Origin of the sequence: Magnetospirillum sp. (genome assembly GCA_027532905.1) — a bacterium.
Classification (GTDB): Bacteria; Pseudomonadota; Alphaproteobacteria; order CACIAM-22H2; family CACIAM-22H2; genus Tagaea.
This window is the reverse complement of the sequence record JAPZUA010000006.1, coordinates 70,757-95,070: the sequence shown is the minus strand read 5'-3', so window position 1 is coordinate 95,070 and position 24,314 is coordinate 70,757. Positions and strand designations below refer to the sequence as shown.

Here is a 24,314-nt window from a genome sequence, read left to right as displayed (position 1 = left end):
TGGCGGCCAATTCAGGAGTCGAATGGATCCGCGCAGTGTTTGACAAATTTGCGTTCAAAATGGGGCCGTTTGGGTTGTTGCGCGCGCGCCTGTGCGACGGTCGGAATCGGCTGTCCTTGTTCGCGCGCTTGCTGGCGCTTGCCTTGGTCTGCGCGATGCCGTTTGCCGCGCAGGCGCAGCAGCGTATCAGCTTCATCCGCGACGCCGAAATCGAAAATACCATCCGCATCTACGCCGCACCAGTGTTCCGCGCAGCCGGCCTCAACCCGGACGACATCGCGGTCCACATCGTCAACGACCGTTCGCTGAACGCGTTCGTGGCGGGCGGGCTCAACATGTTTTTCCATACAGGCCTGCTGCTGCGCGTCGAAACGCCCAACCAGCTGATCGGCGTGATCGCGCACGAAACCGGCCACATCGCCGGCGGCCATCTGGCCCGCCTGCCGGACGGCATGCAGGCGTCCTGGGAGACGTTGGTCATCTCGCTTTTGGGGGCGGCAGCGGCGGCCGTGGCGGGCAACGGCAATGCGGCCATGGCCTCGGTCATGGCGGGCCAGCAGATCGCCGAGCGCCAGCTCCTGCGCTACACGCGCACGCTCGAAGCCTCGGCCGATCAGGCCGGCGTTACGTTCCTCGACCGCTCGCAGCAATCCTCGCGCGGCCTCATGGAGTTTCTGCAGGTTCTGGCCGACCAGGAAATGATGGTCGTCGACCGCCAGGACCCGTATGTGCGCTCGCACCCGATCTCGGCCGAACGCGTCGAGTTCGTGCGCCAATGGGTCGCCAATTCGCGCATGTCGAACATGCCAACGCCCCCGGCGTTCGTCGAACTGCACAAGCGCATGCGCGCCAAGCTGCTCGGCTTTACCGATCCGTCGCGCGCCCTCGTCCAGTATCGCGAGGGCGAGACCTCGCGCGAAGGCCGCTATGCGCGTGCCTTCGCCTTCTACCGGCGCGGCGAGATGCCGCGCGCGATCGCGATCGTCGACACCCTGCTCGCCGAAGCGCCCGACGATCCCTATTTCAACGAGACGCGCGGCCAGTTCACCTACGAGGGCGGAAATCCGCGCGGATCCCTGCCCTACTACGAAAAGGCCGTGGCGGCATTGCCCAGCAGCGCGTTGCTGCGCTTGGGCCTTGCGAGTGCGCTGCTGGCGACCGACGACCGCAGCTTGCTGCCCAAAGCGATCGAAAATCTCGAAACAGCACAGCGCTACGAATCCAACTCGGCCGAGCTGTGGCGCCAATTGTCGATCGCCTACGGGCGCGACGGGCAGCTTGGCATGTCGTCCTTGGCGCAAGCCGAGCAGGCGCTGCTGCTGGGCAGGCGCGTCGATGCGCGCGGTTTTGCCGAGCGCGCTGAGCGGTTGCTCCCGGCCGGTTCCCCCCATATCCTGCGAGTCCAAGACATCAAAAACGCCGCCGAACGTTTAGGGCCCCAAACAAGATGACAGCAAATCTGCGCCGCTTCGCCGTTCCGCTTCTTCTTCTGTGCGTCGCCGTGCTCGGCGGCTGTGCAGGCTCGGCGCCGCCGCGCGGCAGCATCGTCGACGGCGGCTTGCGCCTGTTCGCCGACGGCGTGCCGGGCGTGCACGGCAATGCCGACCAGCGTCAATGGTGGACCTCGCGCCCCAACGGTGCCGGCGACTTGGCGCTCGTCGATCTGCAAGGCTCGATCGCGTTGCGCGCCGACGCGCCCGGCGGCATGCAGATGGGCCGCCGCCTCAGCACGGCTTTGACGGCGACACCCTATCTGCGCTGGACCTGGTATCTCGAGCCGGCCGTGTTCGGCGGCGGGCCCGGCGCGGGCCTGGAGCGCGGCATGCGCGTGACGATCTATTTCCGCACGCCGAACCGCTCGGCCAGCGGCGGCTATCTCGCCTTCCTCGGTATGGGCGCCGAGGAATGGGACCGCAGCGTCGAGATCGCGTTCGGCGGCTTCGGTGCCGGGCGCAGCGACGGGGCCACGCAAAGCAAATGGGCCGTCGACAATGCCGGCCGCCGCCTCGAGCTGCGCCCGCCGCGCACGGGCCAGGCAGGCGCCTGGCACGTCGAGGCGATCGATTTGAGCGAAGTCTACCGCTATTTCTGGCCCGGCGAATCGCTCGAAGACGTGCAGATCGCGATCATCGCGGCGGGCGGCTTCTCCGGCCGCGTGCCGCCGGAAGCGGGCATTGCCATCGGCTACGTCGCCGAGATCTCGATTTCGCGGTGAAGTTCCTGGCCAAAGCGCTGGCGCTTGTGCTGCTGGCGGCAATGCCGAGCGGCCTTGCGCAGGCGCAAGAGGCCTTCACGCCCGCCCAGCGCGACGCGCTCCGCGCCATCATCGTGGAGACGCTGCGCAGCCAGCCCGAGTTGGTGCTTGAGGCGCTCCAGGCCCTCGAGCGGCGCCAGGAAGAAGAGCAGCGCGCGACGGCCAAGCGCATGCTCGTCGAAAAGCGGCGCGACCTCTTCGAAGATGCGGGCGATCCCAGCGTGGGCAATCCGCAGGCGCGCACCGTGCTCGTCGAGTTTTTCGACTATCGCTGCCCCTACTGCAAACAGATGGACCAGCCGCTCAAAGCGCTGCTGAGCGCCGATCCGGATTTGCGCATCGTGCGCAAGGATCTGCCCGTGCTCGGCCCCGCCTCGGTCGTGGCCGCACGAGCGGCCCTTGCGTCGCGCGCGCAGAACAAATACGCGCCCTTCCACGACGCGATGATGGGATTCCGCGGCTCGCTCGACGAGGCGACGATCTTCCGCATCGCCGGCGAAGTGGGGCTCGACGTCGCCCGCCTGCGCCGCGACATGGAAGCGCCCGAAATCGCCCAGCGCCTGCAGAAAAACGCGTCCCTTGCGCAAGCGCTGCAGATCAACGGCACGCCCGCTTTCGCGATCGGCGACACGTTGGTGCCGGGTGCGGTCGACCTTGCGACGATGCGCAGCCTCATCGCCGAGGCGCGCGCCAAGCGCTGACGCTCAAGGTGCGGGATCGAAATCCGGCTGGTTTTCAGGGGTTGCCGCCTGGAACGCCGGATGCGCCATGCAAGCCGCGAACACGGCCATGATGGTCGGATAGGCTGCAAGCTCGGCGTCGCTCGCCAGACGCTTGGCGTTGAAGACCTGCGGCACCAAGCAGATATCCGCCAGCCCCGGCACAGACCCGTGGCAGTAAGGCCCAGCCTTGCCGTCGGCCAGCAACTTTTCGAGCGCTTCGAAGCCGACCGCGATCCAATGCCGGTACCAGGCATTGTGCGCATCCTTGTCGAGCCCCAGCGGGCCCAGCAGATAGCGCAGCACGCGCAGATTGTTGACCGGATGGATGTCGCACGCGATCGTGTAGGCAAGGCTGCGCACGCGCGCGCGTCCCACCGGGTCGGCCGGGAGAAACGGCTGCGCGGGATGCATCTCGTCGAGATATTCGCAGATCGCCAGCGACTGCGTAAGCACGACCGGCCCGTCTTCGAACGTGGGCACCAAGCCCAGCGGATTCTTGGCGAGATAGTCCGGTGCGCGCTGCTCGTTGCGGCGCAGATGCACAAACGCGTGCTCGACCGGCAGGCCCTTCAAAGCAAGGGCGATGCGCACGCGAAACGCCGCCGACGAACGGAAATAGCCCCAAAGCTTCATGGCTGCGGTCCTTTGTAGGCTTCGACGATCTGGTCGATGGCGCCGAAAATCGAGCGCCCGCCTTCGTCGGTCATCTCGATGCGCACGCGGTCGCCGAATTTGAGGAACGGCGTGGTTGCGGCCCCGCTCGCGATGATCTCGATCATGCGCTTTTCGGCAAGGCAGCACGAGCCGACGGCCGGATCGCGGTTCGAGACCGTGCCGGAGCCAAGGATCGTGCCCGCCCCCAAAGCGCGCGTGAACGCCGCATGCGCCAGAAGCCGGCCGAAATCGAAATTCATGTCCGCACCCGCATTGGGATGGCCGAACCATTGGCCGTTCAGCGACACGCGCAAAGGCAGATTGAGCTTGGCGCCGTCCCAGGCGGGCCCGAGTTCGTCGGGCGTCACCGCCACGGGCGAAAACGCCGACGACGGTTTCGACTGGAAAAAGCCGAAGCCCTTGGCCAGTTCGGCCGGGATCAGATTGCGCAGCGACACGTCGTTGACGAGCAGCACGAGTTGGATATGGCGGCGCGCGGCCTCAGCGCCGATGCCCATCGGCACGTCGTCGGTCACGACCGCGACTTCCGCCTCGAAATCGATGCCGTGCGCTTCGCTTGTCGCCAGGATCGGCGCGCACGGCCCCAGCATCGTGTCGGAGCCGCCCTGGTACATCAGCGGATCGCGATAGAATTCGGGCGGCATCTCGGCCTTGCGCGCTTTGCGCACAAGCTCGACATGGTTGAGATAGGCCGAACCGTCGATCCATTGCGAAGCGCGCGGCAACGGCGCCATGCAGGCGGTCGCATCGAACTTCGTCACGGCCGCGTCGTTGATATTGTCGCGGCCGTTGTCGAGCAGTTCGGAAATCAACGCGAGCTCGCGCGATGCCCGGCCCCAATCGTCGAGGGCCGCACGCAGCGTTGCGGCCACGCGCGGCGCCTTCACGCAGCGTGCGAGATCGCGCGAGACGACGACCAATGTGCCGTCGCGCCCGCCTTCGTTCAGTGTCGCAAGTTTCAAGGTCGTTACTCCGCAGCTTCCGGTTTGATCTTCCAGGAATCGACGTAACCCGTCCACTCCACCCCTTCGGGCTGGGGTGCAACCTCGACCGCGTCGCGCGTGTCGATCATCACGGCGACTTCGTCGAGCATCTGGCCGCCTTGCGGGTTCTTGGCCGCCAGCGCAAAGGCTTTCGGATGCGGCCCGTGCGCGAAGCCGCAGGGGTGCAGGCTCGCCATTCCGGGATGGATATTGTCGCGGCTGAAAAACTTGCCGCGATGGTAGAAGATGATCTCGTCGTAATCGTCGTTGGAATGGAAAAACGGCACTTTGAGCGCCCCCGGATCACTTTCGGCGGGGCGGGGTGCGAAGGTGCACACGACAAAACGATTTGCCACGAACGTCGTGTGCGCCGACGGCGGCAGATGGTAGCGGTGGCTCATCAGCGGCCGGAAATCGCGCCAATTGACGCGCACGGGGGCAAGATCACCGTGCCAGCCCACCGCATCGAGCGGATTGTAGGGATAGGTCATGGTCGAGATGCGCCCGCCGCGCTTGATCGCAACGCGCGTCGGCTGCTCGGATTTCTGCGCCGCGAACGCATCGTCGAGCTTCGGCGTGTCGAGGCAGCCCGCATCGAAAATCGCATGGCGGCCGACGATACCCTTCTCGGGCAGACGGAAGGAATCGTTGGTGGCCTCGATCAGCAGCAAGGTCGTGGCCTCGCGCGGCACCAAACGCCACATCGCCGAGCGCGGCATCAAGATGTAGTCGCCGTCGCGATATTCGAGATGGCCCCAATCGCAGAAGAGATCGCCCGCACCTTCGTGCACGAATAGCAATTCGTCGCCGTCGGCGTTTCGCGCGAGCTCGGACATCGGCCCCGACACGCGCCATTGGCGGAACTTCATCGCCGCGTTCGACATCAGCAGCGACGCGTCCCAAGGGCTGGCACTCGCCGCGTTGAGCTTGCGATAGTCGAACGCGCGCGGGCGCAGATCGCCTTCGAAGTCGCTCCAGCCGGTCGGCGGGTGCGCGTGGTACATGTGCGCGGCCGGCCCGAAGAAGCCTTCCTTGCCGAGTTCGCGCTCGTAGGTGCCCGCCGGCAAGTCGCAATGTGCCTGGCGCGAGGAGATCCCTTGCGACAGCGGAAAGCCGATCCAGTTTTTCATGGCCAGTTCCTCATGGGTTGTCTCCTCAAGCGCTCTTGAGCGCGCCGCGGCGAATCTGGTCGAGTTCCATCGATTCGAACAGCGCCTTGAAATTGCCTTCGCCGAAACCCTCGTCGCCCTTGCGCTGGATGATCTCGAAGAAGATCGGGCCGATCGCGGTTTCGGTAAAGATCTGCAGGAGCCGCCCGCCTTCTTTGGTGGGGGCCCCGTCGAGCAGGATGTGGTTTTTCTTGAGCCGCACCACGTTTTCGCCATGGCCCGGCAGGCGACGGTCGAGAAGCTCGTAGTAAGTGGCCGGCGTCTTCAGGAACTTGACCTTCTTTTTGCGCAAGGCTTCGACCGTCGCGTAGATGTCGTCCGCCCCCAAGGCGATGTGCTGGATGCCTTCGCCGTTATAGGCCGCCAGATACTCGGCGATCTGCGATTTGTCGTCGGAAGACTCGTTGATCGGGATGCGGATTTTGCCGCACGGGCTTGTCATCGCCTTCGATTTGAGGCCGGTGAGCTTGCCCTCGATGTCGAAATAGCGGATCTCGCGGAAATTGAAGAGGCGCGTGTAGAAATCGGCCCACAGATCCATGCGGCCGCGATGCACATTGTGCGTGAGATGGTCGATGTAGCTCAAGCCCGCCCCGACCGGGTTTGCAGCGGCCCCCTTGATGGGCTTGAAATCGATGTCGTAGATCGAGCCTTTCGCACCGTAACGATCGACGAAATAGATCAGCGAACCGCCGATCCCTTCGATCGCCGGGATGTTGAGTTCCATCGGCCCGACTTTGCCCGCAAAGGGCTTGGCCCCCAGCGCCACCGCGCGCTTGAAGGCGGCAGGCGCATCGGCCACGCGAAACGCCATGGCGCAGGCCGACGGCCCGTGCACGCGCGCGAAGGCCTGCGCGAAACTATCGGGCTCGGCATTGACGATGAAATTGACGTCGCCTTGGCGGTAGAGCGTGACGTTCTTCGAGCGATGTTTGGCGACGGCGACAAAGCCTAGCGAGACAAACAGCGCCTCGAGGCCCTTCACGTCGGGGGCGGTGTATTCGACGAATTCGAAACCATCGGTTCCCATCGGGTTCACGGAAGCGGCGGCGTTTTTGCGGGGCGCGGATTTTTGGGGCATGGCATGCCTCCTTGATTTGGGGTCTTGTCGATCGACTGTTGGCGCGATATTAGTTTCATATGAAACCAATTGCAACGCCCTTCGCGCTCGACCGGTTCGTGCCCTACCGGCTGTCGGTGCTGTCCAACACCGTATCGGACGCGATCGCGGGCCTCTACCGCGACCGCTTCGGCCTCACGATCCCGGAATGGCGCTGCATGGCCGTGCTCGGCAGCTTCGCCCCCCTGTCCGCAAGCGAGGTGGCGACGCGCACGGCGATGGACAAGGTCCAGGTCAGCCGCGCGGTTGCCGCCTTGTTGCAGAAGGGTTTCGCGCTGCAGGCGACCGACCGGCAGGACCGGCGGCGCTCGAAACTTGCGCTGTCGGCGGCGGGCAGCCGCGTCTATGCGCGCATCGTGCCGCTTGCCCAGGCGGCAGAGGCGGAGTTGCTCGCGGCCTTGTCGCCGCCCGAGCGCAAAAGCCTTTCGGCGCTTCTCGACAAGCTATCCGCCCATGCCGCGTCGCTGGCGCAGCAGCGGAAAGGCAGCGAAGAGTAGCTGGCCCGCCAAGCCGAGCCAGTTTTCCGCTGCGAACATGCGGGCGATGGCGGCCTCGGGCGTCTGGCCGAAGGCAAACACGCCCGTGCCGATTTCGGCCAAGAGCAGCAGCACGAGCGAAATTGCCGCCATCGCCACGCGTGCGTCTTGCGACACGGCGAAGCGCTTCAGCACGAAGCCGCAGGCGAACCACGAAACCGCCAGGATGATCGGCAATTCGACGAGCACGGCCGCAGACGCGCCGATTGCGGGTGCGACGGCGAGCACACGCAGCGTGCCGAGCGCAAAGCCGGCCGCATAGACGATCGCGAAATAGACGAGTCCGGCTTCGACGCCGGTTTTCACGCAGATGCCCGCGCGCGCGTGGCGACGGCAAGGCCCGCCGCGATCGCAACGAAGCCCAGCAGCAGATTGAGCGTGACGGCCTCGCCCAGCAGCAGCGCCCCGCCGGCAGCGGCCGCGACCGGATTGAACGAGATCGTCAGCGCCACCGCCGAGGCGGGCACACGCTCGAGCGCCCAGAACCACATGTAGAACGACGCCATGCCGCCCACGAACATGATCCAGAACACGGCGAACCATTGGTCGGGGGCGAAATGCACGAGCCCGGCCAACGGATCGCCGCGCACGAAAAGCGCGGCCGCCAGCGCGAGGCTGCCCGCAAAAAGCTGCACGACCGTCACCGGCAAGGCCGCGTTGCGCCGCAAATAGGGCACCGAGAACACGGCGTGGATCGAGCCGACCAAGGCGGCACCCACCAACAGCAGATCGCCGCGCCACGCCTCGGGCCCCGCACTTGCGCGCTCGCCCAAGGCCACGAACACGCCGGCAAAACCCAACGCGGCTCCGGCGGCCTTGGCAAAGGTCATGCGCTCGCGGCCCATGGCGGTCGCGAGCACCAGCACGAAGATCGGCATCGCCGCGACGACGAGCGCGCCGCGCGCGGCCGGCACATAGGCAAGCCCCGCCGAAAACAGATAGCCGAACCCGCCGAACATCAGCACGCCCAAAGCCGCAACGGGGGCTAGGTCGCGGCGCAATACTCGCGCGCGCGTGGCCGCGAACATGATGGCCGCCATCGCGATACCAGCCCCGCCGCAGCGCAGGAACGCGATCGAGATCGGATCGGACGCGTCGATCACGAAGCGGATCGCGACGGCGGACGAGCCGCCCAGCGTGCTGGAAAGGGCGGCGGCAAAAACCGGAATCAAACGGGACGACGACATGCGGATCCGACTGTGCGCCATCGCGCGCGCGCGCACCAGAGGGCGCGTTGTGCGCATCGCGCAGTGCAGCTATCTTCGACATGCAATAAGGAGTGCGCCATGGAAGATTGGATCGCCCGCCTGTCGGGGCTCGGGCTCGTCTGCGCCATCTATTTTGCCAATGTCGCAAGCCCGGGGCCGAGCAACATGGCCGTCATGGCGTTGTCGATGGAGCGCGGGCGCAAAGCCGGGTTTGCACTTGCCGCCGGCGTGATCGCAGGCTCCTTCACCTGGGCAGGCCTTGCCGCGATCGGCGTTGCGGCCGTGCTGCAGGCTTATGCGGGAGCGCTCGTGTTTCTGAAAATCGGCGGGGCCCTCTATTTTTTCTATCTCGCTTGGCGTGCGGCCAGATCGGCGTGCCGCGCTGCAGCGCCCGCATCGGCAACGGCTGCGGTCGACAGGCGCGAGGGGTTGCGCCTATTCGTGCGCGGCTATCTCATGCATGTCTCGAACCCGAAGGCGATCTTGGGCTGGGTCGCGACGATGGCGATGGGCTTGCGCGTGGGCGAAGACGCCGCCCCGCTCGCCGCGATCTTGGGCGTGTGTTTTGCCATCGGCTGCGCGGTTTTCTCGACCTATGTTCTCGTGTTTTCGAGTGCGACGATGGCGGCCTTCTATTTACGCGTCCGACGCTGGGCCGAGGCCGGTTTTGCGGCGTTTTTCGCCTATGCGGGCTTTCGCCTGCTGACCACCCGCCTCTAGCCCCGCCGGGGTCGATTGCGCGCCCGAAATTGCGTGCTATAACGGCCTCGATACCTTCCCCTTTTTTGTGAGATTCGTCCTTTGGATTCGAAGCCCACCTTGCTGGTCTTGAACGGCCCCAATCTCAATCTGCTGGGCGTGCGCCAGCCGGAAATCTACGGCCGCACGTCGCTCGCCGACATCGAGGCCGATTGCCGTGCGCGCGCCGACGAGCTTGGCTGCACGCTCGATTTCCGCCAGTCGAACCACGAGGGCCAGCTCATCGACTGGATCCAGGAAGCCCGCCAGACGGCCGACGCGATCGGCATCAATCCGGGCGGCCTCACGCACAGTTCGGTTGCCTTGCGCGACGCGCTCGTGGCAAGCGACCTGCCGGTCGTGGAAATCCATCTTTCCAACATCCACGCGCGCGAAGAATTCCGCCACCGCTCCTTCGTGAGCGGCATTGCGCGCGGCGTCATCTGCGGCTTCGGCGCGCAAGGCTATCTGTTCGCCATCGAAGCGCTCGCGCGTTTCGCCGACGCCGAGCAGAACTGACGCGTCCCCTCCCCTATCGTTCCGTTCCCCCACGCGAGATCTAGACCCGCCATGCCGACAAACAAAACGCCCGAGTTTTCGCCCAACCTCGCCACGGTGCGGCGCTTGGCCAAGCTGATGGCCGAAGAGGGCTTGACCGAGCTCGAATTCGAAGACGGCAAACAGCGCCTGCGCTTGGGGCGCGGCGTCGTCGCCGCAGCAGCACCGGCTGCACCCGTTGCCGTCGCCGCACCCGCAACTGCCGCACCCGGAGCAGCAGTCGATGCGGGCGGCGCGCCCGAAGGGGCCGTCACCTCGCCGATGGTCGGCACGTGCTATCTGTCGCCCGAACCGGGCGCGCCCGCTTTCGTGAAGGCGGGCGACCGCGTCAAAGAAGGCCAGACGCTCGTCATCATCGAAGCGATGAAGGTCATGAACCCGATCCGCAGCCCGCGTTCGGGCACGGTCGCGCGGATTCTCGTCGAAAACGGTTCGCCGGTCGAATATGGCGAGCCGCTGATCGTCGTTCTTCCGTGACCGACGCGATGTTCGAAAAAGTCCTGATCGCCAATCGCGGCGAAATCGCACTGCGCATCCACCGAGCCTGCAAGGAACTCGGCATCCAGACCGTGGCCGTGCATTCGACGGCCGATGCCGACGCCATGCATGTGCGCCTGGCCGACGAGGCCGTGTGCATCGGCCCGCCGGCCGCGCGCGACAGCTATCTCAACAAAGCCGCGATCATTTCGGCCGCCGTCATCACCGGGGCGGACGCGATCCATCCGGGCTATGGGTTCCTCTCCGAGAACGCCGATTTCGCGCGCATGGTCGAGGAGCACGGCATCGTGTTCATCGGCCCGAGCCCCGACCACATCTCGATGATGGGCGACAAGATCGAAGCCAAGCGCGCGATGATCGAGCTCAAAGTGCCGTGCGTGCCGGGCTCGGACGGGCCGGTCGCCGACGTCGAAACCGCGCTGAAGCTGGGTGCTGAAATCGGCTATCCGGTGCTGATCAAGGCGGCGGGCGGCGGCGGGGGCAAAGGCATGCGCGTTGCCAACAACGCCGACGAATTGGCCGAAGCCTATCGCAGTGCGCGCAGCGAGGCCGGAGCCAATTTCGGCAACGACGTCGTCTATATCGAAAAGTATCTCGGCCATCCGCGGCACATCGAATTCCAGATCCTCGCCGACGCGCACGGCAATGTCGTGCATCTGGGCGAGCGCGACTGCTCGCTGCAGCGCAAGCACCAGAAGGTGCTCGAGGAAAGCCCGTCGCCCGCGCTCAATCTCGACCAGCGCGCCCGCATGGGCGAGATCGTGACGAGTGCACTCAAGAAGCTCGGCTACCGCAACGCCGGCACGCTCGAGTTCCTGTACCAGGACGGCAATTTCTACTTCATCGAAATGAACACGCGCCTGCAGGTCGAGCATCCGGTCACGGAAATGATCTGCGGGCTCGATCTAGTGCGCGAGCAGATCCGCATCGCGGCAGGAGCACCCCTTGCGTTTACGCAAGAAGACGTGCGCCTGCAAGGCCACGCTATCGAATGCCGCATCAACGCCGAAGACCCCGAGACGTTTGCCCCCGCCCCCGGCCGCGTTGCCGAATATCACCCACCCGGCGGCTTGGGCGTGCGCGTCGATAGCGCGCTCTATTCGGGTTACAAAGTTCCGTCGAACTACGACAGCATGGTGGCCAAGCTCATCGTGCACGGGACCAGCCGCAACGAATGCCTGATGCGCCTGCGCCGCGCCCTCGACGAATACGTGATCGGCGGCATCAAGACCACGTTGCCCTTGCACCGCAAGCTCTTGCAGACGCCCGAATTCATCGACGGGCGCTACGACATCCATTGGCTTGAGCGCTGGATGGGCCTCAAGAAATGACCGGTTCCCAAGTCCTGCACGACGACGACGCCCGCGTGCGCGACTTGGCCGACGACATCGCCAACACGCGCCGCGAGAGCGCCAAAGCGCTGCTACGCGAAGCGAACCTGCCGCAGCCGGGCTTCGTGTGGAATCCCGACGCCGATCTGCTGCCCGTCCCCGTGCTCGCCTCGCTGCGCCGCTTGTGGGACATCGCGCGCGCGACGTCGGATCTGCCGACGGCGGCCCAATTCGAATATCTCGATCTGGGGGCCGCCACCGGCGACGTCGCATGGGCCGAGCCTGCGGAAGGCGCGTTCCAATATGGCTATCGGCGCGTGGGCACGCGGCTTGCGGCGGCCGGCGGCACGGATGCCGCGCGCAACGGCCTCGCGCTTGGCTTGCTGCTGCGCGCCGTCTTGGCTGCCGCCGCCGCACGGCGCAAAGCGATTTTCCTCTTGCATAGCGCACCCGCGCAAGGCGGCCGCCAGGACAGCTGGGCGCGCCTCACCCTGCCGCTCGCCGCCGACCCGAACGGGCCCGTGTGCGGCTTTCTCGTGGGCGCCCTGCCGATGGCGGCAACGCCGGTCGCACTCGGCGGCTTCGGCAAACAGGCCGCATCCTAAGCGACCCCATGGCGGCACTGACCGCACAGCAACTCGTCTGGGCCTACGCCAACGGCGTGTTTCCGATGGCGCCGTCGGCGCAGTCGGCGAAAATCGAATGGTTCGATCCCGATCCGCGCGGCGTGGTGCCGCTCGAGGCCGTGCATGTGCCGCGCTCGCTCAAACGCACGCTGCGACGGGACATCTTCGAAATCCGCGTCGATACGGCGTTCGCCGAGACCATGGCGGGCTGTGCGGAGCGCAGCTCGACCTGGATCAATGCCGACATCAAGCGCGCCTATTTCGATCTGCACGAAATGGGCTTCGCACATTCGGTCGAAAGCTGGTGCGACGGCGAACTTGCGGGCGGCCTCTACGGCGTGCATCTCAAGGGCGCCTTTTTCGGCGAAAGCATGTTCGCGCGCCGCACCGACGCTTCGAAAGTCGCGTTCGTGCATCTGGTGGCAAGGCTGCGCGCGGGCGGTTTTGCGCTGCTCGATACGCAGATGGTGACCGACCATATGTCGCGATTCGGGGCCGTCGAAATTCCGCGCCGCGACTATCGCCGTCGGCTTGCGAGCGCACTCGGGTGCGACGCGACCTTCTACCGCACGGCGGAGCCGGCCGTTCTGGCGGCTTTGCAGTCGTTGACCCAAACGTCGTAGACCGGGTGTTCGAGCGCGGACACAGCCGGGCTCGAGGCGAACATCCAGCCTTTGAACAGATCGACCGGCGCTTCGCCGGCCTTGCGCTCGACGATCTCGATAAAGGCGGCGGTCTCGGGCGGCTCTTCGGGTGCACGCTTGCGGCAGGCGCGCACGGTGATCGTGAGCGGCCCGAATTCGACAGGCTCGCCCACGGGGGCTTCGAGTACCCGCACGCGCCCGGTCACCTTGTCGAGCGTTTGCAGCACGCCGACGGTGCCGGCAACGGCAAGCGGGGCCGTCGATTGCGCGACAGCGGGCGCAACGGCGAAGGCGGCCGAAAAAGCGGCCAGCAGCGGCACCAAGCAGGCGGATTTGCGCATGCCGGATATCAGCGCGGGGCTGCGGCCATGGCGCGCAGCAGCACGCGCGCCACCTGCCGGGCGATGCAGTCGTAGAGCCGGTCGGCCGTGACGGCCGCCTGGGCGGGGCTCAAGCCCTCGAGATGCAGTTGGTTCGTCTCGATGAGATGGCGCATCACGTCGTAGCGCGGGAAAATCAGCACGTCGGCGCGCATCGAAAGATTGCCCATCGCCTCGATGTAAGGCTGGTAGCCGATCAGCCGCGCGGTCTCGCGCGAGAACTGCGGCGTCATCAGAACAAGCTCGGCACCCGAGGTGAGTATGCGGTCGGCTCCATCTTCGAGGGCGGCGGCAAAAGGCTCGGCTCCGATGTTGCGCACGGCCTCGGCCGTTCCGGTTTCCCAGATCACAAGATCGGGCTTGGCCGCGAGCGCATCGGCGGCCATACGCTTGACCATCGCCACGGCCGGGTCGCGCAGCTTGCCACGATTGGCAACCGTGATTTCGGCCTGCGGCAGGCGGCGGCGCAATTCGGCCTCGAGGCGCGCGGGCCACGCGGCGTCGCTCGACGACGCCCCCACGCCGAGCGTGCTCGACGAGCCGATTGCCACGATCGTGAGCTTGCCGTGCGCGAGTTTCTTGGCCGCTTTGGGCAACGTGGTGTCGTCGAAATAAAGCGCGCGCGGCACGTTGCATTGGGCCGGCATGTCGGCCGGCAGCGGTGCAATTGGCGCCGGCGTCTGCGCGAGCGCAAAACACGGCATCGCCAGCGCCAGAATTGCCGCCGCCGCGAAAATCCGCCGGACTATCTCGACCCTGCCCCGCATCATTCGTCCTGCCCGCTGCGCGCCGAACCGGCGCGTTTGCGCGTCTTCGACCACGACAATACCCGCGCCATTCCCAGGAGCAAGAGGCAACCGCCGCCGGTTACCGCTGCCTGGGTCGGCAGATCGCGGCCGAATTCGACCAGCAGCGAATGTCCAGCGACCGAAAGGAAAATTCCGATGCAAAAGATCGGCAGCGAATTCTGGCCGCACAACGTGATCGCGCGCGCGGCAGCGCCCTGCAGCCAGCCCGCATCGCGCGGCACGAGGCGTACCACGACGAGCGCCAGTGCAAGGAAACTCAAGAGCCGCAGCGGCCCGAGATCGGTCTTGTTCGCGAACAGATAGGTGAGTTCGGCAAACGCGGGCGGCACGCCGTCGAAAAAATAGCCGACGCTGATCCAGGCGCGCACGGGCACCACGACGCACAAAAACGCCGCTGCAATCCACACGACAAAGCCGGGGATCGAAATGGGCTTGCCCAAAACGCCGGCACGCCAGCCACAGGCCGCCCCCAGCACAAACAGGAACTGCCAGGCGAACGGGTTGAAAAACCAGGTACCTTCGGGATAGCCCGGCAGATTGAAGCCGACCAGCGGCACGGCGAGATACGTGGCCGCCGACACGACAAGGAGGACCTTGCCGAAACGCGCCAGAAACGGTATCGCGAAGGCAAGACCTGCCAGCAGCACGATGTAGAGCGGCAAGATGTTCATCAGCAGCGGCTGGTGGGCGAGCAGCATCGCCTGCAGGATCGCGATGTGCGGTTCCTGCAGAAAGGCCGCGACCTGCATTTCTTCAACGAACAGCGGATTTTCGAAACGCTGTGCTGTCCAGCTCACTTGGGCGGTGTAGACGACGAACAGAAAAATGTGCGCCACATAGAGCGTCCAGCAGCGTTTGAGCACCTGGACGGAAGCGTAGAGCGTGCCCTCCGGGGCGATCTGGCGGCCGAACACCAGCACGGCCGCGTAGCCCGACAGAAACACGAATATTTCGGCCGCGTCACAGAAGACGAAATTGGCGAGCGTCAGATACGAAAATGCGTTGTCCGGCACATGGTCGATGAAGATGAACAGCAGCCCAAGCCCGCGGAAAAAATCGAGCCGCAGATCGCGCCCCGCCGGGCGAAGTGCCGCATCCATGGTGCGTGTCAGTTCCTGGCCGGCTGGCCCGCACCTTCGGCCGAATTGAAGATAAAGCGGCCGAGCATCTGCACGATGTTCACGGGCGATTGGGTGAATTTGATTTCGCCGCCATTGGCGAGGTTGCGGTCGTCGGCCCCCGGCGCCAGCGCGATGTAGGTGCCGCCGAGCAGCCCTTCGCTCGTGACCTGGGCCGAGCTGTCGGTCGGCAGCTTCACGGAAGCGTCGATCGCGAAGGTCAGCACGGCTTCGAAGCTTTCGGGATCGAGGCGCTGGGCCACGACCGTGCCGACCTTGATGCCGGATATCTTGATGTCGGTGCCGAGGCGCACGCCGTCGATCGCCTTAAATTTGGCGGTGACGGTGTAGCCGCGCACGGGGCGGATATCGGCCGTCGTATAGGCGAAGGCGAGGAACACGCCCGCCACCGCCAACACTACGGCGCCCATCAACGTCTCGACGAGATTTTTGCCCATCGCTTTCGATCGCTCCAAAAAACGGAAAATTCAGGTCAGCGCGGCGTCCAGGCCTCGTAGTCGCCGGTGGCCTTGGCGCGCACGCCGCCGCGATATTCGTGGCCCGGCGGACGGTACGCATTGGGCGTGCCCGTCTGGTTGGGCAAATGCGGCTTGTGCCACGGCTTGGCAGGCGCCAGCCCCTCGGGCGGCGGCGGGGCAGCGATCAGATGGTGCAGCCACGCATGCCATGCGGGCGGCACTTTGGTCGCTTCCGGCTCGCCCTCGTACACGACCCAACGCTTTTCGCGCCGATTGCGCAGAATGCCCGTCTTGTCGCGATAGTAGCGATTGCCGAACGAATCGCGCCCGACTTCGATGCCGCGCCACCAAGTGTAGATTTTCGTCGCAATCGTCATCGTTTCGTCCTGTCCTGGGACGCGCGCCGAATCAGAGAGCAGCGCCCATGTGCCGGGACTATTGCACGGCCCTCCGCCCTCGTCCAGATTGCGGGTCCCATCCTCGCCTCCTCCCGAAAACCTCCCCCGAGCCCTTGGCGCAAATGACCGATTTCTGGCGAAATTCCGGCTACCACCTGCTCGAAACCACGGCTGCCCCGGCCCGCCGCCTGACGCTGACCAACGGATTCTTACGCGCCTATTTGATGCGCCCCGAAATCCGGCCCGTGGCCGAGTCTTGTGCGGCCGAGCGCAAGCTGCATGCGCGCCTGCTCGACGATCCGCGCCACGTTCCCTCCAAGGCCGAGCTTGCCGCATTGGAAGATGCCGACATGCGCGAGAACTACGCCATCCTGCTCGGCTTCTTTGCCAAGCTCATCGCGGCCCCCTCGCTCGAAGAGGCGTATCTGGCGCATTTCCGCAATCCACCCGCGGCCGGTGCCCCGCCGCTGCCGCCGATTTTCTTGGACCAGCTTGCGCACGTGATTTTGCGCCACGCGCTCGACGGCACGGACGATGCGATGCGCGCCCGCGCGGGCGAGCTTCTGTTCCGCAGCCAGCGCGTGACACTCAATGACGGGGCCGTGATGGCCGCCGACGAAGAAATCGTCGAAATGCATGCGGCGCGCCAGCAGGCCGGCGACATGGGCCTTGGCGCCATCGGCGCCTTGCTCAAAGACGCGAACATGCCGGTGCGCAGCGTCGAACTCGATGTGATGACCGAAGCCGACGCCAAGGTCTATTGGGGACGCGACGAGGCACACGATCTGGTGCTCGACCTCACCTTCGGCCGGCCTGGGCTCGATGCGCTCGCGCGCGTGCTCGAAATCTGGGTCGCCCATTTCCTGGGCGCGCGGGTATCGATCCAACCCATGGTGCAGATCAAGGACGAGCGCTGGGTCTGGCATGTGGGCCTCGATGCCGAGGCGAGTACGATCATGAACGACCTCTATCGCGGCCAAACGGTCGAGGAAGATCGACTGCGCCGTATCGTGGCGCTGTTCCGGCTCGATTTCGCCGAACCCGCCTTGATGCGCGCCGACCTTGCCGGCAAGCCCGTCTATTTGGGCCTCGGCCACGATCGCGACATGCGCATCCGCCTCAAGCCGCAAAATCTGCTCGTGAATCTGCCGCTGGCAGCGAGCCATTAGGGGCGACGCGGGCGGTTTTGCGCCGCGTCGCAAAACGACATGCCATTTTTCGGCCTTTTTTTGAATATACGGCGGCATCAGGGTAGAATTAAGCCCATGACTATAAACAACTAAGCCTGGATTTTGAGCGATTCACGAAAGTTCATGCTGCAATGCAGCATGACTAATCTGAGACTCAGACCCCAATCGCAACAAGCTGAAACAAAATGAAAAATTAGTCCTTGACGCGATTTGCTTGGCTTTTTGTAGGTACGGCGGTTGAAACAACAATATATTGATTTTAAATCAGCATCTTGTGGATAATCAGCGCGAAGCCGCAAAATACTGTTGCGGGCGATTCCGGCCTCTGTTCAACATTTGGTAACGAGCTTCGCCCTCCACCACGATATCTAGTGAGGCGGCCTAACCTCTGATCCGGGGACGGAGGGGGAGTCGGCGAAGACGGCGGCAAGGCTTGCGCAGGGGCGCAACAACCAAGCCGCAGCGCCATCAACCGACGTCGTCGCATTTCGACGATGTCCGCAAGAACAAGGGCCGGAGGCCAGCATGCGTATCGAACGTCGATTCACCACGGCAAACCAGGACGCCTACGCGTCGCTCGCCTTCACCACCACGAACAGCGAGATCCGCAACCCCGATGGCTCGGTCGTGTTCCAAGCCAAGGACATCGAGGTGCCGGCAGCCTGGAGCCAAGTGGCGTGCGACGTGCTGGCCCAGAAATACTTCCGCAAGCGCGGCGTGCCCGCCGCCATGAAGCGCGTCGAAGAAAACGACGTGCCGTCGTGGCTGTGGCGCCGCGTGCCCGATGAAGTGGCCTTGGCCAAACTGCCCGAGAACCAGCGCATCCGCGGCGAACAATCGGCCAAAGAAGTGTTCGACCGTCTCGCCGGCACGTGGTGCTACTGGGGCTGGAAGGGCGGCTATTTCGACAGCGAAGACGACGCGCGCGCCTATTTCGACGAAATGCGCTACATGCTGGCGGCCCAAATCGCCGCGCCGAACTCGCCGCAATGGTTCAACACGGGCCTGCACTGGGCCTACGGCATCGACGGCCCCGGCCAGGGCCATTATTACGTCGATTTCCGCTCGGGCAAGCTGACCGCCTCGGACACGGCGTACGAACATCCGCAGCCGCATGCCTGCTTCATCCAGTCCGTCGAAGACGATCTCGTCAACGAGGGCGGCATCATGGATCTTTGGGTGCGCGAGGCGCGCCTGTTCAAATACGGCTCGGGCACGGGTTCGAACTTCTCGCGCCTGCGCGGCGAGAGCGAAAAGCTTTCCGGCGGCGGCAAATCGTCGGGCCTGATGAGCTTCCTCAAGATCGGCGACCGCGCTGCCGGTGCGATCAAGTCGGGCGGCACCACGCGCCGCGCGGCCAAGATGGTGACCGTCGACATCGACCATCCGGATATCGAGAACTACATCAACTGGAAGGTCGTCGAAGAGCAGAAGGTTGCGGCCCTCGTCGCCGGTTCGCGCCTGTGCAACAAGCACCTCAACGACGTAATGGCCGCGTGTGCCAGCGCCACCGGCGACGCCGCCTTCGACCCCAAGCAGAACAAGAAGCTGCGCGACGCCATCAAGGCCGCGCGCAAGTCGCTGATTCCGGAAAGCTACATCCAGCGCATCATCCAGTTCGCCAAGCAGGGTTTCACTTCGGTCGATATCCCGGTCTACGACACCGATTGGGATTCGGAAGCGTACCTCACCGTCTCGGGCCAGAACTCGAACAACTCGGTGCGCGTGACCAACGAGTTCCTGAAGGCGGTGCTCGACAATTCGAAGTGGAAGCTCATGCGCCGCACCGACGGCAAGCTCCACAAGGAAGTCGACGCCAAGGAATTGTGGGACCAGATCGCCTACGCCGCCTGGGCCTCGGCCGATCCGGGCCTGCAGTACGACACGACGATCAACGAGTGGCACACCTGCCCGGCCTCGGGGCGCATCAACGCTTCGAACCCGTGCTCGGAATACATGTTCCTCGACGACACGGCCTGCAACCTCGCCTCGGTCAACCTGCTCGCCCTGCGCAAGACCGACGGCAGCTTCGACACGGCCGCCTTCGAGCATGCCTGCCGCCTGTGGACGGTCACGCTTGAAATCTCCGTGCTGATGGCGCAGTTCCCGTCCAAGCGCATCGCCGAGCTTTCCTACGAGTACCGCACGCTGGGCCTGGGCTTTGCCAATATCGGCGGCTTGCTGATGGCGATGGGCCTGTCCTACGACAGCGACGAAGGCCGTGCGATCTGCGGCGCGATCTCGGCCGTGATGACGGGTGTCAGCTACGCGACCTCGGCTGAGATGGCGAGCGAGCTTGGCGCCTTCCCGGGCTTCGAACCCAACCGCGAGCACATGCTGCGCGTCATCCGCAACCATCGCCGGGCCGCGTACGGCGAAGCGGCAGGCTACGAGGATCTGACGATCCTGCCCGTGCCGCTCGACATCAAGAACTGCAAGGACCAAGTGCTCGTCTCCGCCGCCAAGCGCGTGTGGGACCAGGCCCTTGAGCTTGGCGTCGCGCACGGCTATCGCAATGCGCAGGCGACGGTCGTGGCCCCCACGGGCACCATCGGCCTCGTCATGGATTGCGACACGACGGGCATTGAGCCCGACTTCGCGCTCGTGAAATTCAAGAAGCTGGCTGGCGGCGGCTACTTCAAGATCATCAACCGCGTCGTGCCCGTGGGTCTTGCCACGCTCGGCTACAGCCAGGCGCAGATCGACGACATCATCCTCTACGCGGTCGGCCACGGCACGCTGAAGGGCTCGAACGCGGTGAGCCACGGGGCGCTCCGCGCCAAGGGCTTCGGCGACGCGCAGATCGACGCCCTCGAGGGTGCCCTCAAGACCGCCTTCGACGTGAAGTTCGCCTTCAACAAATGGACGCTCGGCGAAGCCTTCTGCATCGACACGCTGAAGATCACCAAGGCCCAGCTCGACGACCCCGCCTTCGACCTGCTGGCCCATCTCGGCTTCTCGAAGAGCGAAGTCGACGCCGCGAACATCTATTGCTCGGGCTCGATGATGCTTGAAGGGGCACCGCACCTGAAGGACGAGCATCTGGCCGTGTTCGACTGCGCCAATCCGTGCGGTCGCTTGGGCAAGCGCTATCTCTCGGTCGACAGCCACATCCGCATGATGGCGGCCTCGCAGCCCTTCATCTCGGGTGCGATCTCGAAGACCATCAACATGCCGGGCCAGGCGACGGTCGAAGACTGCAAGGAAGCCTATCTGCTGTCGTGGCGCTTGGCGCTCAAGGCGAACGCCCTCTATCGCGACGGCTCGAAGCTCTCGCAGCCGCTCGCTTCGATCGTGGGCGAAGACATCGACCTGCATGAAGAGGTCGAGGAAATCGTCGCAGCTCCCGCGACCGCCAAGGTCGAGCGCGTAGTCGAGCGCATCATCGAGCGCGTGTCGGCGGCAGCAAGCCGCCAGCGCCTGCCGAACCGCCGCAAGGGCTATACGCAGAAGGCGATGGTCGGCGGCCACAAGGTCTATTTGCGCACCGGCGAATACGAGAGCGGCCAGATCGGCGAATTGTTCATCGACATGCACAAAGAGGGTGCCGCCTTCCGCAGCCTCATGAACAACTTCGCGATCGCGGTCTCGATCGGCCTGCAATACGGCGTGCCGCTCGAAGAATACGTGGAGGCCTTCACCTTCACGCGTTTTGAACCCAACGGTCCCGTCCAGGGCAACGACGCGATCAAGAACGCGACCTCGATCCTCGACTACATCTTCCGCGAACTGGCCGTGTCGTATTTGGGCCGCGACGACCTCGCCCATGTGGTGCAGGACGATCTCGCCCCCGATTCGATCGGCAAGGGCGAGCGCGCTTCGGATCTGCCGGGCGAAGGCTCGGCGGCCGCCGCAGCCGCCCTCGACGCGGTCAAGAAGGTCGCCTCGACCGGCTTCGTGCGCCAGCGCTTCAAGGTGCTGCCGGGCGGGACCGCGCCGCGCGCCGCCGCCACGGCCTTGGCCGGCGACGTCGCCCTGCTCGAGGAAGAGGAAGAAGCCAACGCGCCCGCGATCGGCGACATCCGCGAGGATGCAAGCGTGGAAGCAGCCTTGGCCGAAGCCGACCAGTCGGACGCCGCCGAAGCCGGCCGCCAGCCGATCGGCTTTGCCATCGAAGCTGTCGCCACGGCCATGAATGCGGCCTTGAACGCCTCGGGTGCTGCCGCACCGGTCGTGGGCAAAATCGCCCAGGTCCGCGAGGCCCGCATGAAGGGTTATACGGGCGACTCATGCGAAAACTGCGGCTCGATGGCGATGGTGCGCAACGGCACGTGCACCAAGTGCGTCGATTGCGGCTCGACGAGCGGGTGCTCGTAAAGCGCGTACGAGACACCCTCGCAATACGAGGAGGGCCGGTCGCTTGCGACCGGCCCTTTTTGTTTGGCGCAAGCCTCGCTAAAGTCGGGGCATGAGCCCGGCCAAACTCCGCATTGCATTGATCCACGCGCTTCGCGATTCGGTCGCTCCGGCGATGGAGGCGATGGCGCGCGGCTGGCCGGACGCGGCGCCCGTCAATTTGCTCGACGATTCGCTGTCGGCCGATCTGGCGCGCGACGGGCATCTGACGGACGCGATGACCGGCCGATTCGTGAGCCTTGCCAAATACGCCGTCGCGAACGGGGCCGACGGCATCCTCTTTACCTGCTCGGCCTTCGGGCCGGCCATCGAGGCAGCGCGGTCTGCCGTTTCCGTCCCCGTCCTCAAACCCAATGAGAGCGCTTTTGCGGCTGCCCTTGCGGCCGGTTCGGCGATCGGCCTCTTGGTCACGTTCCCGGGCTCGCTCGCACCCTTGGGTGCGGAGCTGCGCGCGCTGGCGGCGGGCCGCGATCTGTCGCTTGCCGCCCATATGGTGCCCGACGCGCTTGCAGCATTGCAGACCGGCGACGGGGCGACGCACGACCGGCTGATCGCGGCGGCGGCCCGCAAATTGCCGCCGGGCAATGCGGTGGTGCTCGGGCAGTTCTCGATGGCGCGCGCACGAACGCAGGTGCAAAGCGCCGTCGCAGCCACCGTGCTGGCAACGCCCGACGCCGCCGTCGCCGATCTGCGCGGCAGGCTCGGCGCATGAAGCCCGATCCGCGGCCCGAAACGCTCGTCGAGCGCTACGACGACCGTGCCTTGCGCGAGATGCTGCGCCTCGCGGGCGACTCTCTCGAAGGGCTGTTGATGCGCCAGGTGCCGTTCGTCGAAGGCGATCTCGACCGCGAGATTTTCGACGATGCGGCGCGCAGCGGCTGCCTGCGCTTCAAGGATCCGACCGGCGCTTTCGCCGACGAGCAGATGACGTTCGACACGCGCATGGGTCGCCTCGACGCGGCCCGCCCCATCGACCCCAAAGCCCCGCCCGGCAGCGCCCAGCTCGTGCGCTCCGGCAACGAATCGACGCTGATGCGCGACAACGATCCGGGCACGGAATACAACCGCCGCGTCGTCGAAATCGTGTCGCAAGTGCTGGGCCTCGGCATCGCCGAAACCGTGACGCTGGGCCAGCCTTTGCCGTTTTCGGCCCTCATCTATCTGCGGCCGCTGCCCACGCCCGAGGATTCGGGCGACCGTTTCGTCGAGCAGATCATCGCGGCCCTCGCGCGCTACAAGCCGCAGGCGATCAAAGACAAGCGCATGTTCGACGCGACCTACGAAAAGCTCGTGAAGCGCCTAGTCGCGTCGGGCATAGCACCCAACCGAATGATGCCGATCAATCTGCACGAAACCATCCTGCAGGAATCGTTGCGCGCGATGGTGAAGGTCGAGATCTGGCGCAAATTGTGGCGCTGGACGATCGAGTGCCACACGCAGGTCGTGGATCTGCGCACCGTGCAGGCGATCATCGCCAACCAGGATCTCACGCGCCACGTGCGCGATCTCGAAGAAGCGCTCAAACGCATCGCCAAGATCGTCGGCAACTATTCGGCCAATGGCTGCGCGCTCTACGGGCGCGCTGTCGGCGGCACGGATTTCTACGTCGAAGCGATGCCCGCCATCATCTATATCCGCGACGCGCGCCCGATCGTGGAAGACCTCTTCGCGCGCGTGAATGCGTGGTCGGCGATCTGGACGGGCTTTCCCAAAGCGGGCTCAATCAAAGAAGGGCTCGACCGGTTCCAGCCGCATCTGCATTCGATGCGCCAAGTCGCCGCCATGGCGATCCCGCGCGCGGTCGCGGGCTAAAGCGTTTTCAGCGCACGAGACCGAAACGCCGCAGCATCGCGGCCAACGCATCGCCCGCTACGGGCACCACGCGCCCCGGCGGCGCCTCGAACAGGGCCGGGTCGAGCGTGCCGAGGGCTGCATTCTCGAAGCGCCAATCGAATGTGCCGGGTGTGCCTTGCGCTTCGCCCGCCCCTTGCAGGCGCCACAGTATGCCTTCGTTGCCGACCCAGGCAAAACCGTCGAAGGCCGGGTCGGCAGCCGTGCGCGTCAAACGCAATTTCGACATCGCAATGCCCGAAATGGTTTCGCGCGCGACAAGTTGCTCGCGGAACCCCTCGCCGCCAAGGGCGCGCGGGCTCAAGCCGATGCCCGAAATGTCGGTCTGGAAGGCCAAGCCCAGACTCGGCAGCACGAACCACGCAATGTCGCGATCAAGCCGAGCCACAACCGTGTGCGCCACGGAGCCGCTGCGCGCCTCGTAGCGGATCGCCGTCCGAGTGCGATAGAGGCGCGCGGGCAAGGTCTCGCGGCCGAAATAGCCGTCGATCGCATAGTCGCGCGGGACCGCGAAGGCCGACGCAGCGCGGCCTTGCGCATGCGTGCTGCCCGCCGCACTTGCCGCACCAAGAATCCCGGCCAAAAACAAACGTCGCTGCATGGGTTCGATCCTATCGCGACTTCTGGCATTCGCAAGGCCGCTCGGCTAACGTTCCAACGGCACGGCACCG

Annotated in this window: 26 protein-coding genes; 14 read left to right on the top strand and 12 right to left on the bottom strand. The window is 65.2% G+C overall.

The window, feature by feature from the left end; all coding sequences use genetic code 11:
* Positions 1–35: 35 nt before the first annotated feature.
* The 3 genes from O9320_19120 to O9320_19110 are packed head-to-tail and all read left to right on the top strand — an operon-like array spanning position 36 to position 2,955.
* Positions 36–1,451, top strand: a complete 1,416-nt coding sequence (locus O9320_19120) for a M48 family metalloprotease (protein MCZ8312965.1) — start codon at positions 36–38, stop codon at positions 1,449–1,451.
* Positions 1,448–2,215 (top strand): hypothetical protein, encoded by a 768-nt coding sequence (locus O9320_19115; GenBank protein MCZ8312964.1) that lies wholly within the window; start codon positions 1,448–1,450, stop codon positions 2,213–2,215. The genes O9320_19120 and O9320_19115 overlap by 4 nt, the downstream gene beginning before the upstream one ends.
* On the top strand, positions 2,212–2,955 hold the full coding sequence (locus tag O9320_19110; protein MCZ8312963.1) for a DsbA family protein: 744 nt from the start codon (positions 2,212–2,214) through the stop codon (positions 2,953–2,955). The genes O9320_19115 and O9320_19110 overlap by 4 nt, the downstream gene beginning before the upstream one ends.
* 3 nt (positions 2,956–2,958) lie before the next feature.
* Here the strand turns inward: O9320_19110 and maiA are convergent, their stop codons facing one another.
* Genes maiA through hppD form a run of 4 tightly spaced genes read right to left on the bottom strand, consistent with a single transcriptional unit; the run spans position 2,959 to position 6,884 of the window.
* Entirely contained in the window at positions 2,959–3,609 is a 651-nt protein-coding gene (maiA, locus tag O9320_19105; protein MCZ8312962.1) for a maleylacetoacetate isomerase, read from the bottom strand.
* A complete protein-coding gene (locus tag O9320_19100; protein MCZ8312961.1) occupies positions 3,606–4,613 on the bottom strand; it encodes a fumarylacetoacetate hydrolase family protein in 1,008 nt (335 codons plus the stop codon). Before O9320_19100 ends, maiA begins: the two co-directional genes overlap by 4 nt.
* 5 nt (positions 4,614–4,618) lie before the next feature.
* A complete protein-coding gene (locus O9320_19095) occupies positions 4,619–5,764 on the bottom strand; it encodes a homogentisate 1,2-dioxygenase (protein ID MCZ8312960.1) in 1,146 nt (381 codons plus the stop codon).
* Between the two features lie 25 nt (positions 5,765–5,789).
* A complete protein-coding gene (gene hppD / locus O9320_19090; protein MCZ8312959.1) occupies positions 5,790–6,884 on the bottom strand; it encodes a 4-hydroxyphenylpyruvate dioxygenase in 1,095 nt (364 codons plus the stop codon).
* 59 nt (positions 6,885–6,943) lie between these two features.
* Between hppD and O9320_19085 the strand changes: the two genes are divergently transcribed.
* Positions 6,944–7,420: a MarR family winged helix-turn-helix transcriptional regulator gene (locus O9320_19085; GenBank protein ID MCZ8312958.1), complete on the top strand. Its 477-nt coding sequence runs from the start codon at positions 6,944–6,946 to the stop codon at positions 7,418–7,420.
* On the opposite strand, the gene O9320_19080 is transcribed toward O9320_19085, so the two are convergent.
* Both O9320_19080 and O9320_19075 read right to left on the bottom strand, forming a co-directional pair.
* Entirely contained in the window at positions 7,367–7,765 is a 399-nt protein-coding gene (locus tag O9320_19080) for a hypothetical protein (GenBank protein MCZ8312957.1), read from the bottom strand. The two genes, O9320_19085 and O9320_19080, sit on opposite strands and share 54 nt — an antisense overlap.
* Complete coding sequence (locus O9320_19075; protein MCZ8312956.1) at positions 7,762–8,703, bottom strand: DMT family transporter; 942 nt, start codon at positions 8,701–8,703, stop codon at positions 7,762–7,764. The genes O9320_19080 and O9320_19075 overlap by 4 nt, the downstream gene beginning before the upstream one ends.
* A 42-nt stretch (positions 8,704–8,745) precedes the next feature.
* Here O9320_19075 and O9320_19070 point away from each other — a divergent pair, with 42 nt between their 5' ends.
* The 6 genes from O9320_19070 (at position 8,746) to aat (ending at position 13,041) form a co-directional block, all read left to right on the top strand.
* Positions 8,746–9,387: a LysE family translocator gene (locus tag O9320_19070; protein MCZ8312955.1), complete on the top strand. Its 642-nt coding sequence runs from the start codon at positions 8,746–8,748 to the stop codon at positions 9,385–9,387.
* 81 nt (positions 9,388–9,468) lie between these two features.
* Positions 9,469–9,924, top strand: a complete 456-nt coding sequence (gene aroQ, locus O9320_19065) for a type II 3-dehydroquinate dehydratase (GenBank protein ID MCZ8312954.1) — start codon at positions 9,469–9,471, stop codon at positions 9,922–9,924.
* A 51-nt stretch (positions 9,925–9,975) separates the two neighbouring features.
* The gene (accB, locus tag O9320_19060; protein MCZ8312953.1) at positions 9,976–10,440 is read left to right on the top strand and encodes an acetyl-CoA carboxylase biotin carboxyl carrier protein; all 465 of its coding nucleotides are present in this window, start codon (positions 9,976–9,978) and stop codon (positions 10,438–10,440) included.
* 8 nt (positions 10,441–10,448) lie between these two features.
* On the top strand, positions 10,449–11,792 hold the full coding sequence (gene accC, locus O9320_19055; GenBank protein ID MCZ8312952.1) for an acetyl-CoA carboxylase biotin carboxylase subunit: 1,344 nt from the start codon (positions 10,449–10,451) through the stop codon (positions 11,790–11,792).
* A complete protein-coding gene (locus O9320_19050) occupies positions 11,789–12,397 on the top strand; it encodes a hypothetical protein (protein ID MCZ8312951.1) in 609 nt (202 codons plus the stop codon). Before accC ends, O9320_19050 begins: the two co-directional genes overlap by 4 nt.
* 8 nt (positions 12,398–12,405) lie before the next feature.
* Complete coding sequence (gene aat, locus O9320_19045; protein ID MCZ8312950.1) at positions 12,406–13,041, top strand: leucyl/phenylalanyl-tRNA--protein transferase; 636 nt, start codon at positions 12,406–12,408, stop codon at positions 13,039–13,041.
* Here the strand turns inward: aat and O9320_19040 are convergent.
* From O9320_19040 to O9320_19020, 5 genes are read right to left on the bottom strand one after another with little or no spacing between them, the layout of a single operon-like run.
* Entirely contained in the window at positions 12,981–13,403 is a 423-nt protein-coding gene (locus tag O9320_19040) for a DUF2155 domain-containing protein (GenBank protein ID MCZ8312949.1), read from the bottom strand. The genes aat and O9320_19040 overlap by 61 nt on opposite strands.
* Before the next feature lie 8 nt (positions 13,404–13,411).
* Complete coding sequence (locus O9320_19035; protein ID MCZ8312948.1) at positions 13,412–14,212, bottom strand: SGNH/GDSL hydrolase family protein; 801 nt, start codon at positions 14,210–14,212, stop codon at positions 13,412–13,414.
* Entirely contained in the window at positions 14,209–15,351 is a 1,143-nt protein-coding gene (locus O9320_19030) for an OpgC domain-containing protein (GenBank protein ID MCZ8312947.1), read from the bottom strand. Before O9320_19030 ends, O9320_19035 begins: the two co-directional genes overlap by 4 nt.
* Before the next feature lie 8 nt (positions 15,352–15,359).
* Entirely contained in the window at positions 15,360–15,827 is a 468-nt protein-coding gene (gene mlaD, locus O9320_19025; GenBank protein ID MCZ8312946.1) for an outer membrane lipid asymmetry maintenance protein MlaD, read from the bottom strand.
* A gap of 35 nt (positions 15,828–15,862) precedes the next feature.
* Positions 15,863–16,225 (bottom strand): NADH:ubiquinone oxidoreductase subunit NDUFA12, encoded by a 363-nt coding sequence (locus O9320_19020; GenBank protein MCZ8312945.1) that lies wholly within the window; start codon positions 16,223–16,225, stop codon positions 15,863–15,865.
* Between the two features lie 143 nt (positions 16,226–16,368).
* Between O9320_19020 and O9320_19015 the strand changes: the two genes are divergently transcribed.
* From O9320_19015 to O9320_19000, 4 genes are all read left to right on the top strand, one after another.
* Entirely contained in the window at positions 16,369–17,415 is a 1,047-nt protein-coding gene (locus O9320_19015; protein ID MCZ8312944.1) for a DUF6352 family protein, read from the top strand.
* 546 nt (positions 17,416–17,961) lie between these two features.
* On the top strand, positions 17,962–21,753 hold the full coding sequence (locus tag O9320_19010) for a vitamin B12-dependent ribonucleotide reductase (GenBank protein ID MCZ8312943.1): 3,792 nt from the start codon (positions 17,962–17,964) through the stop codon (positions 21,751–21,753).
* Between the two features lie 91 nt (positions 21,754–21,844).
* Entirely contained in the window at positions 21,845–22,504 is a 660-nt protein-coding gene (locus O9320_19005) for an aspartate/glutamate racemase family protein (protein MCZ8312942.1), read from the top strand.
* Positions 22,501–23,604: a hypothetical protein gene (locus tag O9320_19000; protein ID MCZ8312941.1), complete on the top strand. Its 1,104-nt coding sequence runs from the start codon at positions 22,501–22,503 to the stop codon at positions 23,602–23,604. The genes O9320_19005 and O9320_19000 overlap by 4 nt, the downstream gene beginning before the upstream one ends.
* Positions 23,605–23,611: 7 nt before the next feature.
* Here O9320_19000 and O9320_18995 read toward each other — a convergent pair whose 3' ends face one another.
* A complete protein-coding gene (locus O9320_18995; protein MCZ8312940.1) occupies positions 23,612–24,244 on the bottom strand; it encodes a hypothetical protein in 633 nt (210 codons plus the stop codon).
* Positions 24,245–24,314: the final 70 nt, after the last annotated feature.

Coding starts and splice junctions, on each gene's coding strand:
- O9320_19015 (MCZ8312944.1), top strand. CDS start 16,369: ATGACCGATTTCTGGCGAAATTCCGGCTACCACCTGCTCGAAACCACG.
- hppD (MCZ8312959.1), bottom strand. CDS start 6,884: ATGCCCCAAAAATCCGCGCCCCGCAAAAACGCCGCCGCTTCCGTGAAC.
- maiA (MCZ8312962.1), bottom strand. CDS start 3,609: ATGAAGCTTTGGGGCTATTTCCGTTCGTCGGCGGCGTTTCGCGTGCGC.
- O9320_19070 (MCZ8312955.1), top strand. CDS start 8,746: ATGGAAGATTGGATCGCCCGCCTGTCGGGGCTCGGGCTCGTCTGCGCC.
- O9320_19000 (MCZ8312941.1), top strand. CDS start 22,501: ATGAAGCCCGATCCGCGGCCCGAAACGCTCGTCGAGCGCTACGACGAC.
- O9320_18995 (MCZ8312940.1), bottom strand. CDS start 24,244: ATGCAGCGACGTTTGTTTTTGGCCGGGATTCTTGGTGCGGCAAGTGCG.
- O9320_19035 (MCZ8312948.1), bottom strand. CDS start 14,212: ATGATGCGGGGCAGGGTCGAGATAGTCCGGCGGATTTTCGCGGCGGCG.
- O9320_19005 (MCZ8312942.1), top strand. CDS start 21,845: ATGAGCCCGGCCAAACTCCGCATTGCATTGATCCACGCGCTTCGCGAT.
- O9320_19050 (MCZ8312951.1), top strand. CDS start 11,789: ATGACCGGTTCCCAAGTCCTGCACGACGACGACGCCCGCGTGCGCGAC.
- O9320_19075 (MCZ8312956.1), bottom strand. CDS start 8,703: ATGCGCACAACGCGCCCTCTGGTGCGCGCGCGCGCGATGGCGCACAGT.
- accB (MCZ8312953.1), top strand. CDS start 9,976: ATGCCGACAAACAAAACGCCCGAGTTTTCGCCCAACCTCGCCACGGTG.
- mlaD (MCZ8312946.1), bottom strand. CDS start 15,827: ATGGGCAAAAATCTCGTCGAGACGTTGATGGGCGCCGTAGTGTTGGCG.
- O9320_19010 (MCZ8312943.1), top strand. CDS start 17,962: ATGCGTATCGAACGTCGATTCACCACGGCAAACCAGGACGCCTACGCG.
- O9320_19115 (MCZ8312964.1), top strand. CDS start 1,448: ATGACAGCAAATCTGCGCCGCTTCGCCGTTCCGCTTCTTCTTCTGTGC.
- O9320_19040 (MCZ8312949.1), bottom strand. CDS start 13,403: ATGCGCAAATCCGCCTGCTTGGTGCCGCTGCTGGCCGCTTTTTCGGCC.
- O9320_19030 (MCZ8312947.1), bottom strand. CDS start 15,351: ATGGATGCGGCACTTCGCCCGGCGGGGCGCGATCTGCGGCTCGATTTT.
- accC (MCZ8312952.1), top strand. CDS start 10,449: ATGTTCGAAAAAGTCCTGATCGCCAATCGCGGCGAAATCGCACTGCGC.
- O9320_19020 (MCZ8312945.1), bottom strand. CDS start 16,225: ATGACGATTGCGACGAAAATCTACACTTGGTGGCGCGGCATCGAAGTC.
- aat (MCZ8312950.1), top strand. CDS start 12,406: ATGGCGGCACTGACCGCACAGCAACTCGTCTGGGCCTACGCCAACGGC.
- O9320_19085 (MCZ8312958.1), top strand. CDS start 6,944: ATGAAACCAATTGCAACGCCCTTCGCGCTCGACCGGTTCGTGCCCTAC.
- O9320_19095 (MCZ8312960.1), bottom strand. CDS start 5,764: ATGAAAAACTGGATCGGCTTTCCGCTGTCGCAAGGGATCTCCTCGCGC.